10 protein-coding genes are annotated in these 10,809 nt (G+C 61.2%); 6 read left to right on the top strand and 4 right to left on the bottom strand.

The genetic code is table 11. The features are described from left to right. Nucleotides 1-150: 150 nt before the first annotated feature. Genes WCL58_RS15615 through WCL58_RS15605 form a run of 3 tightly spaced genes read right to left on the bottom strand, consistent with a single transcriptional unit; the run spans nt 151 to nt 2,957 of the window. Nucleotides 151-1,143, bottom strand: coding sequence for a Vgb family protein (locus tag WCL58_RS15615; RefSeq protein ID WP_336851352.1), 993 nt, complete (start codon nt 1,141-1,143; stop codon nt 151-153). Nucleotides 1,144-1,172: 29 nt separating this feature from the next. After that, complete coding sequence (locus WCL58_RS15610; RefSeq protein ID WP_336851351.1) at nt 1,173-2,144, bottom strand: aldo/keto reductase; 972 nt, start codon at nt 2,142-2,144, stop codon at nt 1,173-1,175. A 12-nt stretch (nt 2,145-2,156) separates the two neighbouring features. Further along, entirely contained in the window at nt 2,157-2,957 is an 801-nt protein-coding gene (locus WCL58_RS15605; RefSeq protein ID WP_319856707.1) for an SDR family NAD(P)-dependent oxidoreductase, read from the bottom strand. A gap of 106 nt (nt 2,958-3,063) precedes the next feature. Here WCL58_RS15605 and WCL58_RS15600 point away from each other — a divergent pair, with 106 nt between their 5' ends. The 6 genes from WCL58_RS15600 (at nt 3,064) to chbG (ending at nt 9,270) form a co-directional block, all read left to right on the top strand. Next, nucleotides 3,064-3,957 carry a LysR family transcriptional regulator gene (locus tag WCL58_RS15600; protein WP_087762915.1) on the top strand — a complete coding sequence of 298 codons (894 nt, stop codon included), beginning with the start codon at nt 3,064-3,066 and terminating at the stop codon, nt 3,955-3,957. A 418-nt stretch (nt 3,958-4,375) separates the two neighbouring features. After that, on the top strand, nt 4,376-4,693 hold the full coding sequence (locus tag WCL58_RS15595; protein ID WP_004932561.1) for a PTS sugar transporter subunit IIB: 318 nt from the start codon (nt 4,376-4,378) through the stop codon (nt 4,691-4,693). Nucleotides 4,694-4,705: 12 nt separating this feature from the next. Further along, the gene (chbC, locus tag WCL58_RS15590) at nt 4,706-6,067 is read left to right on the top strand and encodes a PTS N,N'-diacetylchitobiose transporter subunit IIC (protein ID WP_049200339.1); all 1,362 of its coding nucleotides are present in this window, start codon (nt 4,706-4,708) and stop codon (nt 6,065-6,067) included. A gap of 43 nt (nt 6,068-6,110) precedes the next feature. Continuing rightward, the gene (locus tag WCL58_RS15585) at nt 6,111-7,496 is read left to right on the top strand and encodes a glycoside hydrolase family 1 protein (RefSeq protein ID WP_336851350.1); all 1,386 of its coding nucleotides are present in this window, start codon (nt 6,111-6,113) and stop codon (nt 7,494-7,496) included. Nucleotides 7,497-7,511: 15 nt separating this feature from the next. Next, entirely contained in the window at nt 7,512-8,360 is an 849-nt protein-coding gene (gene chbR, locus WCL58_RS15580; RefSeq protein ID WP_060425318.1) for a transcriptional regulator ChbR, read from the top strand. Nucleotides 8,361-8,508: 148 nt separating this feature from the next. Beyond that, entirely contained in the window at nt 8,509-9,270 is a 762-nt protein-coding gene (gene chbG, locus WCL58_RS15575) for a chitin disaccharide deacetylase (RefSeq protein ID WP_336851349.1), read from the top strand. 9 nt (nt 9,271-9,279) lie between these two features. On the opposite strand, the gene WCL58_RS15570 is transcribed toward chbG, so the two are convergent. Then, nucleotides 9,280-10,659: an MFS transporter gene (locus WCL58_RS15570; protein WP_049200345.1), complete on the bottom strand. Its 1,380-nt coding sequence runs from the start codon at nt 10,657-10,659 to the stop codon at nt 9,280-9,282. Nucleotides 10,660-10,809: the final 150 nt, after the last annotated feature.

Raw genomic sequence — 10,809 nt, 5'->3', positions numbered from 1 at the left:
TTGCACAGACGCTTATACTAGCCCAGCGGGCAATCGGCTGTCACAGGTAAAAATGGGAAGCGTAGCGCAAGGCGGGTTTGTAACGCAGCGAGATTGTTGTTCGCCTGCGGACAACAACGCAAGTCGCCGCCCGCAGTGGTGGTGGAAAGGTTATTGCGCGGCGGTGAGAGGCAAAGGCAGTTGATAGAGGCGGAAGCTGTCGGGCACTTCGGTTTCATGGTCGGGCAGCAGGCGGTGGCGGATGCGCGATTCGCTGACGAAGGCGCAGCCTTGTGGCGTGATAGTCAGGTTGACCGGCGATTCCATGCCTTCGCGCAAGATCTCAATCCGGTGCATGCCTGCCGCCTTGGGGGAAGGGATCCGCAGGATCCGCCCCTGGCCGCTCTGGATCCCGTTTTCCAGCACGATCAGCGCGCCGTCCGGTGCCAACCCCATCCCGTCCGGGTTTTCGATGAGGCGCGGCAGCTGCATTTCCGTCAGCTGCGGCTTCGGATCGTTATAGCTGAGGGCGTAGAGCTTACCGGTGCCGAAATTGGCGACTGCCATCAGCCGGTCGTCGAGCAGCACGATCCCGGCGGCCCCCAACCCGCTGGGAGCCACCAATTGCGGATCCCGATACAGCGTACTGAAGGCCGTTTCGCCCGGCCGCAGGCGCAGGATGCCGCCGCCGCGGGTTTCCGTCACGTACACCGTGCCGTCTGCGCCGAGCACGATATCGTTGCCCATTTCCCCCGCCGGCAGCGCCAGGCTGCGGTTGAGGGTGCCATCCGCGACGTTCAGCGCATAGATGCGGTTGGCGCGCGTTTTGCCGCCGGAGAGAAAGTCCGGCGAGTTCCCCCACAGCAGCCCGCGCCGTTCGTCCAGCCGCAGCGCGTTTGAGGCGAACACCGTGTCAGCGCCGGGGAAGAAGGTTTCCCACGCCTGACCCGGCCGTTTGCGCAGCACGTTGCCGCTGGTGATCAGCCCGACATACAGCGTACCGTCCGCCGCGCGGGCGATGCCGTTGGGGTAAAGTGCGCCGGGCGGCAGCGTTATGCTGCTTTCCGTGCAGTCTGCGCTGACGGCGGCCTGCGCCGGCGCGCTAAGGGTGAATGCGGCAGCGAGGGTGAACAACGCCGCTCGCGCGGTAACAGCGTATGACATGTTTCTCTCCGGGAATGAGGGAAAAGGGGCTACCAGCGCTCGGGGCGGGCAGCGTGTGCCATTGGCGCCTCCAGCGCGGCCACGTCTTCCGGCGATAGCCTGAGGTCGAGCGCCGCCAGCGCATCCTGCAGATGGTGTGGCTTGGACATGCCCACCAGCGGCGACGCTACGCCGGGTTTGGCCAACAGCCAGGCCAGCGCGATCTGCGCCGGTGGAACGCCGCGCGTGGCCGCCACCTCCGCTACGGCAGCGACGGTGCATTCCACCTCGTTTCTGCCGCCGTACCAACGGGGCGCCTGTTCGTCGGTGGCGGCGCGCAGCGTGCCGCCACTGCCGGAGCCGGCCAACACGCCGCGAGCCAGCGGCGACCAGGGCGTCAGGCCAAGACCTTCCTCCAGGCACAGCGGGATCAATTCTTCTTCGTCTTCACGCGTCACCAGGTTGTATTGACTTTGCAACGAAATAAACGGCGCCAGGTGGTGCTGACGTTGAAAGGCCAGCATTTTCATCAGGCGCCATGCGTGCAGTGAAGACGCGCCGAGATAGCGGATCTTGCCCGCCCGCACCAGGCCGTCGAGGGTGTCGGCAGTTTCTTCGATCGGCGTTTCGGTGTCGAAGCGGTGCAATACGAACAGATCGAGGTAATCCGCTCCCAGCCGCTGCAAGGAGGCGTCGACGCTGTGCAGCAGGTGCTTGCGCGACAGCCCGCGGCTGTTCGGCTGCGCGTCCATCGGAAAGTAGGCTTTGGTGGCGATCACCACGTCTTCACGACGGGCGAACGCCTTCAGCGCGCGGCCGAGAATGCGCTCGCTTTCTCCGCCGGAGTAAATGTTGGCGGTATCGAAAAAATTGATGCCTGCCTCCAGCGCCTCGCGGATCAAGGGGCGCGCTTCGTCTTCCTTCAACACCCAGGGCCGCCAGGCCGGATCGCCGTAGGTCATGCCGCCCAGACAAAGGCGGGACACCTGCAGGCCGCTGTCGCCAAGCCGAACGTAGTTCATGGCGTCGCCCCCTCAGCGCATGCCGGCGATGGTGTAACCGCCGTCCACCAGCAGGCTTTGGCCGGTAATGAAGCGGGCTTCGTCCGTCGCCAGCCACAGCGCCACATCGCCGATGTCTTCCGATTCGCCCAGGCGGCCGGCGGGCGTGTGGGCGATAAAGGGCGCGAACGCCGCGCTGTCGGCCACGCTGCCGCGCGCCATCGGCGTGTCGATGATGCCGGGGTTGATATTGTTGACGCGGATGCCCTGGCCGCTGTATTCGAGCGCCACCGCGCGGATCATCGCGTCGAGCGCGCCTTTGCTGGCGGAATAGCTGGATGAGCCGGCGAGCGCGCCGTGGGTCAGCCAGGAGGAGGTGTTAACGATCACGCCGCCTGAATGCTGCGCCAGGAAGGTTTCAATCTCGTATTTCATCGCCAGCCAGACGCCACGAAGGTTAATGGCGATCACGCGGTCAAAATCCTCGCTGCTCTGTTCGGTGATGGGGGCGAAGTTGCCGATGATGCCGGCGTTGTTGAAGGCGACGTCGAGCCGGCCGTAGTGGGCGGTCACCGTGGCGATCAGCCTGCGGATGTCGTTTTCCAGGGAGACGTCGGCCACGATGGGCAGGGCGTCGCCGCCGGCGAGCGCGATGTCGCGCGCCGTGGCTTCGATTTCCGCCGCACGCCGGCCGGCCAGCGCCACTTTTGCACCTTCACGGGCATAGGCCAGCGCGGCTGCACGGCCGATACCGGTGCCGCCACCGCTTACCAGCACGACTTTGTCAGCCAGACGGCGCGGCGTTTCATGAGTTGGAGCTGTAGCATTAATCATCGCATCGATACCTGGTAATGGGTTCGATCGCAATGCTATGTTGTTAGATGACGGATAACTATCCGCTAAAAATTCATCTCACTATTAGATAATTTATATTAATAGCATGAAGAAACCCGAATTGTCCGGCCTGGCGGCCTTCGTGGCTATCGCCAGTGAACGCAGCTTCCGCCGCGCCGCCGCCCGACTGGGCGTGACGCCACCGACGCTGACCCACACCCTGCGCGAACTGGAAGCGCAGGTGGGCATTCGCCTGCTGAACCGCACCACCCGCAACGTCTCGCCGACGGAGGCCGGTGAGCATCTGTTGGCACAGCTGGTGCCGGCCTTTACCGACATCGACGCCGCGCTGGAGAGCCTGAATGTGTTTCGCGAAGGGCCACGCGGCCTGGTGCGCATCAACGCGCCGCGTTCGGCGATCGATCTCGCCATCGTGCCGCATCTGGGGCGGTTGGCCAGCGAGTACCCCGGCATTACGCTGGAGGTGGTGGCGGACGAAGGGTTTGCCAACATCGTCGAGCAAGGCTTTGACGCCGGTATTCGGCTCGGCGAGGATCTGCACAACGATATGCGTGCGGTGCGTCTGACGCCGGATCTGCGTTTTGCCATCGTCGCTACGCCGGACTATTTTCAACGGCACGGCGAACCGACGCATCCACAGGATTTGCTGCAGCACCGCTGCATCGGTTGGCGCAAGGCCTCTTCGGGCGAGCGCTACAAATGGGCATTTCAGCAGGGCGAGCAGCGATTTTCCGTGGCGGTCAACAGCCCGCTTATCGTGGATGACGCCAGGCTGTTGCTGCAGGCGGCGTTGGCGCACGTCGGCATCGCTTTCGCCATCGAACAGGAGGTGGAAGAACACCTCGCGAGCGGGCGGCTGCGGCGGGTGTTGGCCGACTGGTGCGCGCCGTTTCCCGGTTTTTATCTCTATTATCCCAACCGCAGGAATCATTCCGTGGCGCTGGCCACGGTGATCGAGTTGCTGCGTCTGCCCACCTAATCTTCTTCACCGGCCATCGCGTTCGGATGGCAAGTAAGCGAATCAAGCTTGAACTATTTTTACTCCCTCTTCGTTTGTTCGGGCGCAAATAATCCCTTAAATTCCCGGCGAGTTTATAACTGGCTGTTTATAATTGATATTTGAGTATTTATTGCGAATATTCCGAGTTTTAATCGGTTATTTGAGAGCCCGGTCACACTATTTTTTTATGTGAAATGTGAAGGGGGTCAAGCCAGCAGGTCAAGGAGAGACGGTTATTATCCTCGCTGGCTTACCGATCCGTTTTTCATGCTCCGTATACTGTCTGCAACCAGGGCAACGTGACGGAAATTTTCATAAGGAATGTGCGTGAAGCAATCGTGATTGCATCTGGCATACAAATAACACGGGGTTTTTTTGATTATCTGAGGTGCTTGGTATGGAAAAGAAAAAAATCTATCTGTTTTGTTCTGCCGGTATGTCCACTTCCCTGTTGGTATCAAAAATGAAGGCGCAGGCCGAGAAATACGAAGTACCGGTGATCATCGCCGCCTATCCGGAGGCGCTGGCCGCGGAGAAAGGCGTTGAAGCGGATCTGATCCTGCTGGGGCCGCAGATCGCCTACACCTTGCCGGAAGTGCAAAAACAGCTGCCCAACAAACCTGTTGAAGTCATCGATCCGCTGCTGTACGGCAAGGTCGATGGGCTGGGGGTGCTGAAGGCCGCGGTGGCCGCCATCAAGAAAGCCAATCAATAACAGGAGGCCGCCGTGAATACCCTCATTGCCTCGCTCGAGAAGGTTATCCTGCCTTTCGCCGTAAAAATCGGTAAGCAGCCCCACGTCAACGCCATCAAAAACGGCTTTATCCGCCTGATGCCGCTGACCTTGACCGGGGCGATGTTCGTGTTGATCAACAATGTGTTTCTGAGCTTCGGCGAAGGATCGTTCTTCTATTCGCTGGGCGTGCGCCTGGATGCCTCCACCATCGAGACGCTGAACGGCCTGAAGAGCATCGGCGGCAGCGTTTACAACGGTACGCTGGGGATCATGTCCCTGATGACGCCGTTCTTTATCAGCATGGCGTTGGCCGAAGAGCGCAAGGTCGATCCGTTGGCCTCGGCGCTGCTGGCGGTGGCGGCCTTTATGACCGTCACGCCGTTTAACGTCGGCGAGGCCTATGCGGTGGGCGCCAACTGGCTGGGCGGCGCCAACATCATTTCCGGTATGGTGATCGGGCTGGTGGTGGCCGAGATGTTCGCTTTTATCGTGCGGCGCAACTGGGTGATCAGCCTGCCGGACAGCGTGCCGGCTTCGGTGTCGCGCTCCTTCTCGGCGCTGATCCCCGGTTTCATCATCCTCTCCATCATGGGGCTGGTGGCGTTCGCGCTGGCGCACTGGGGCACCAATTTCCACCAGATCATCATGGACGGCATTTCGGCGCCGCTGGCCAAGATGGGCAGCGTGGTGGGCTGGGTGTACGTGCTGTTCTCCTCGCTGCTGTGGTTCTTTGGGGTGCACGGCTCCATGGCGCTGGCGGCGCTGGACAGCGGCATCATGACGCCGTTCGCGCTGGAAAACGTGGAGCTTTACAACAAATACGGTTCGGTCGAAGCGGCGGTGGCCGCCGGGAAAGAGTTCCACATGTGGGCGAAGCCGTTTGTCGACTCCTACATTTACCTCGGCGGCACCGGCTCGACGCTGGGCCTGATCATCGCCATCTTCATCGCCTCGCGCCGCGAAGATTACCGCCAGGTCGCCAAGCTGGCGACGCCGTCCGGCATCTTCCAGATCAACGAACCGATTCTGTTCGGCCTGCCGGTGATCATGAACCCGGTGATGTTCATTCCGTTCATCCTGGTGCAGCCGGTACTGACCATCATCACCTCGCTGGCTTATTACTCCGGGCTGATCCCGCCTATCACCAACATCGCGCCCTGGACCATGCCGGTCGGCCTGGGGGCGTTCTTCAACACCAACGGCAGCATCATGGCCCTGTTGCTGAGCCTGTTCAACCTGGCGGTCGCCACCGTGATTTATCTGCCGTTCGTGGCGATCTCCAACAAGGCGCAGAGCCAGATCGACGCGGCGACGGAAAGCGAAGAAGACATCGCCAAGGCGCTGAAATTCTAACAGTGGAACGGGGCGGCGTGGCCGCCCCGCGAGGGACGCGAGTATGGAATATCAATTTGCCGACGGGTTCTGGTGGGGCAGCGCCACCTCCGCGCCGCAGTCTGAAGGGGCGGCCGCACGGGACGGCAAGAGCCGCAACATCTTCGACTATTGGTACGAGATCGCGCCCGAGCGCTTTCACGATCGGGTGGGGCCGGGCGAGGCCTCAACCTTTTACGACCATTTCCGTACCGATATCGGGCTGCTCAAAACGTTGGGCCACAATACCTTTAGAACGTCGATCTCGTGGTCGCGGCTGATCCCGGACGGCGACGGCGAGGTGAACCCGCAGGCGGTGGCGTTCTATAACGCGATGATCGACGAACTGCTGGTGCAGGGCATCACCCCGTTTATCAATCTCTACCACTTCGATATGCCGCTGTGCATGCAGCAGCGCGGCGGTTGGGAAAGCCGGGCGGTGGTCGAAGCCTATGCGCGTTACGCCGACATTTGCTTCGATCTGTTTGGCGATCGGGTCACCCACTGGTTCACCTTCAACGAGCCGATCGTGCCGGTGGAGGCCGGTTACCTGAATGACCTGCACTACCCTTGCGTAGTGGACTTCAAACGGGCGGTCACCGTGGCGTATCAAAGCGTACTGGCGCATGCCATGGCGGTGCAGCGTTTCAGAGCGCGGGAGCTGCCGGGCAATATCGGCATCATTTTGAACCTGAGTCCGACCTATCCGCGTTCCGATGCGCCGGAGGATCGGCAGGCCGCGCACGACGCCGATCTGCTGCTCAACCGCAGTTTCCTCGATCCGGTCGCCAAAGGGCGTTATCCGGCGGCGTTGCTGCAGCTGCTGGAGCGGCATGGGCTGATGCCCCACTGCGAACCGCAGGATGCGCAGCTGATTGAAGACGGCGTGGTGGACATCCTCGGCGTCAACTATTACCAACCGCGCAGGGTGCAGGCGAAAGAGGGGCGCCGTGCCGAGGGGCCGATCGCATCGCCGGAGGATTTGTTCAGTTACTATGCAATGCCGGGCCGCAAAATCAATCCGCACCGCGGCTGGGAGATCTACGAAAAGGGGCTGTACGACATCCTGATGGATCTGAAAGAGAACTACGGCAATCTGCCTTGTTATATTTCGGAAAACGGCATGGGCGTTGAGGGCGAAGAGGCGTTTATCGGCGCCGATGGGCGGGTGGAGGACGATTACCGCATCGACTTTATTCGCGAGCACCTGAAATGGCTGCACCGCGCGCTGGCGGAAGGCTCGCAGTGCAAAGGCTATCATCTGTGGACCTTTATCGACTGTTGGTCCTGGCTGAACGCCTACAAGAATCGTTATGGGCTGGTGCGGCTGGATCGGGCGGATCAGCGCCGCACCATCAAGAAAAGCGGCTACTGGTTTGCCGAGGCGGCCAGACGCAACGGATTTGACTAACGGGAGGCCGGCGCCGTGTCCGACAACCGAATTTCGCTGAGTGCGAACGACGTGAAGCTGATTCGCGAGCAGGATTTTTTTAACTGCAAAGATTTTCACCTGTTTATCTACAACAAGGTGGAAAGCGCCACCGGGCTGCATCAGCACGACTATTACGAGTTCACCATCGTACTGAGCGGCAAGTGCTACCAGGAGATCAACGGCAAGCGGGTGCTGCTGGAACGCGGGGATTTCGTCTTTATCCCTATCGGCTCCTACCACCAGAGCTTTTACGAGTTCGGCGCGACGAAAATCTTCAACGTGGCGGTCAGCAAAGCGTTCTTTGAAGAGCACTATTTGCAGCAGCTGCCGCGCTGTTTCGTCGCCTCGCAGGCCTACAGCCTGAGGAGCGAGTTTTTGGCCTATATCGAATCGGTGGTGAGTTCGCCGCAGTTTCGCGAGGATGATTTCGCCGAATTTCTCGAAACGCTGACTTTCTATGTGATCAGCCGCATTCGTCACTATAAGGAAGAAAACGACGGCGGCGATGATATCCCGCAGTGGCTGAAGAACACCCTGGCCGGCATGCATGACAAGGCGATGTTCGGCGAAAGGGCGTTGGCGAACATGGTGGCGCTGTCGGGGAAGACCCAGGAGTATCTGACCCGGGCGATGCGGCGTTACTACCATAAGACGCCGATGCAGGTAATCAATGAGATCCGCATCAATTTCGCCAAGACGCAGCTGGAGGTCACCAACTCTTCGGTTTCCGATATCGCCTTTGATTCCGGCTATGGCGATGTCAGCCTGTTCATTAAGAACTTCAAGCGGCTCACCGACGTGACCCCAGGCAACTACCGAAAAAAGTGCTACGGCCCTCTTTAGGGCCGCTCCCGATCAGTATCAACGCCGATATGCCGATGAGCTTCAGGCCGCCGGCCGGTTAATCATTCTATTTTTACCTTAGCGAAGGGGAATGCCGCGTCGGTCGGTCGGGCTTCCCTTGCCAAAAATCCATCTCGCGGGAGCCATTATGGAAAAACTACTGATCGTGAATGCCGACGACTTCGGCCTGAGCAAGGGGCAAAACTACGGCGTCATCGAGGCGTATCAGCATGGCGTGGTTTCCTCTACCACGGCGATGGTGAACGGCGGCGGCGCCCAGCACGCGGCGGCGCTCAGCCGGCAATATCCGGGATTGCCGATCGGGCTGCATTTCGTTTTGACCCATGGCAGGCCGCTGGGCGCCATGCCTTCGCTGGTCAACGAGCATGGCGAACTGGGGAAATGGCTGTGGCGCCGCGCCGAGGCCGGCGAGCTGCAGCTGGACGAGATTCAGGAGGAACTGCAGCGCCAGTTCGCGCGGTTTGTGACGCTGTTCGGCAGGCCGCCGACGCACATCGACAGCCACCACCATGTGCATATGCAGCCGCAGATTTACCCGCTGGTGGAGGCGTTTGCGCAGGCACAGGGTCTGCCGCTGCGCCTCGATCGCGAAGAGGCGAAACGGCGCGATATTACGTTGCAGACACCCTGTAGCACCGACGCGTTTGACGCGGGATTCTACGGCGAGACGATTTCCGAAGCCTTGTTTTTACAGAGGCTGGCGTGCGCCGACGAGCAGGGCGTAGAGTCATTGGAAATGATGTGCCACCCGGCGTTCCTCGACGCGACGATCCTGCAGAGCAAATACTGTCATCCGCGCCTCGTCGAGCTGGAGGTGTTGACCGCGCCGACGCTGAAAGCGGCGATCGCCGAACGCGGTTTTATGCTGGGCTCCTTCCAGGATCTGTAGCGCCGCCGTTTACAGCATAGCGTGCGCCTTTTTCAGGCCGGTATCCTCTTGCGGATCGGCCCCCTGAGGCAGGGGCTCCGCCTCCTGTTCCTCGGGCTGCGGCTCGTCGACATCGGGCGCCGCTTCCGGCGGCGGCATGGTGTCGTGAATGATCTGCTCATCGAAGGTCGGATTGAGCGCCGGCGACAGCGGCGAGCTGGCGAGGCTGTCCGGCAGCGGAATATGCGGCACCGGTGCGTCCTGCGCCAGCTGAGGTTCCTCCGCTTTCGCCGTGCGGCTGAGGGCTGCCAGCAGCACGCCGCACAGGGCGAAGAAGGCGTACAGGATATTACCGCCAAGCGGCTCGATCAGCGCGCCGACCGCCAAGGGCCCGATGCTGGCGCCGACGCCGAACGCCATCAGCAGACAGGCGGCCAGTGAGACGCGGCGCTCCGGCTCAATCAGATCGTTGGCCAGCGCCACGACCAACGGGTAAAGCGTAAACTGCAGCATGCTGACGACGAATCCCACCGCCAGCAGCAGCGGGAAGTCGATGTGCGGCAGCAGCGCCAGCGGCAGCGCCGCCACGATCAGGAAAATAGCGTTGAGTCGCATCAGCAACGGGCGGCTATAGCGATCCGACAGCCAGCTGAGTGGGAACTGCGCCACCAGCCCGGCGAAGATGGCCAGTGCCATGAACAGGCCGGTTTGTTGAGTGGTTAAGGACTGCAGGCTGGCATAGACCGGTGCCAGCCCGTAAAACGAGCCCACCACCATGCCGATCACCAATGTGGTGGCCAGCACCTTGGGAATGGCGCCGACAAAGTAGCGCAGCTCCATCGGCGCCGGCGACATGTGGCGCGCATTGGTGCGGGTGGTGAGGGCGATGGGCACCAGACAGAGCGCGAAGCACAGCGCGATCACCAGCAGCGTGGTGATGCCCAGGTTGCTTTGCAGCATCAGCACGATCTGGCCCAGCGACATGCCGAGATAGGTCGCCGCCATATAGAAGCCGAACACCATGCCGCGCTGGTTGGATTCCGCCTGGTCGTTCAGCCAGCTTTCCAGCACCATGTACTGACACATCATGCACAGCCCGATCACCAGGCGCAGGGCGACCCAGGCGGGAATGAACTCCGTTAGGCCGTGCCCCAGCACTGCAGCGGTAATGATGCCGGCGCAGGCCACGTAGGCGCGGATATGCCCGACGCGGGCGATGAGAAAGTGGCCGACCTTGCCACCGATCACCAACCCGATGTAGTTGGCGGCGATGATGGCGCCGATCAGCGCGCTGCTGACGTGGATGGAGGCCAGCCGCAGCGAGACGTAGGTGGTGAGCAGGCCCGAGCCCAACAGCAGCAGCAGGGTGGTGGTGTACAACGGCAAGAATACGCCCAACGTTTTTTTCACGCTATCATCCTAATCTCTTCTGGTGCGCCCTGAGGCCGCCGCCGCAGCGTGCCGCCTCCGTGATGTTCCTTGTGCTGGTGCGCCGCCGCTCGCTGGGGCGCTTCTTTTGATACTAGCAGCTTGGCTGGGCGCTTAAAACCGCACCTCCTG

The sequence above is a fragment of the Serratia sp. TMDUHS_CL genome, assembly GCF_037137105.1.
Classification (GTDB): domain Bacteria; phylum Pseudomonadota; class Gammaproteobacteria; order Enterobacterales; family Enterobacteriaceae; genus Serratia; species Serratia nevei.
Note: the sequence above shows the minus strand (reverse complement) of the source record. Positions and strands in the feature narration are given on the sequence as shown.

What these genes read in the sequence shown, in the direction of transcription:
- WCL58_RS15615 (WP_336851352.1), bottom strand. Translation starts at nt 1,143, where the DNA reads ATGTCATACGCTGTTACCGCGCGAGCGGCGTTGTTCACCCTCGCTGCC.
- WCL58_RS15610 (WP_336851351.1), bottom strand. Translation starts at nt 2,144, where the DNA reads ATGAACTACGTTCGGCTTGGCGACAGCGGCCTGCAGGTGTCCCGCCTT.
- WCL58_RS15605 (WP_319856707.1), bottom strand. Translation starts at nt 2,957, where the DNA reads ATGATTAATGCTACAGCTCCAACTCATGAAACGCCGCGCCGTCTGGCT.
- WCL58_RS15600 (WP_087762915.1), top strand. Translation starts at nt 3,064, where the DNA reads ATGAAGAAACCCGAATTGTCCGGCCTGGCGGCCTTCGTGGCTATCGCC.
- WCL58_RS15595 (WP_004932561.1), top strand. Translation starts at nt 4,376, where the DNA reads ATGGAAAAGAAAAAAATCTATCTGTTTTGTTCTGCCGGTATGTCCACT.
- WCL58_RS15585 (WP_336851350.1), top strand. Translation starts at nt 6,111, where the DNA reads ATGGAATATCAATTTGCCGACGGGTTCTGGTGGGGCAGCGCCACCTCC.
- chbG (WP_336851349.1), top strand. Translation starts at nt 8,509, where the DNA reads ATGGAAAAACTACTGATCGTGAATGCCGACGACTTCGGCCTGAGCAAG.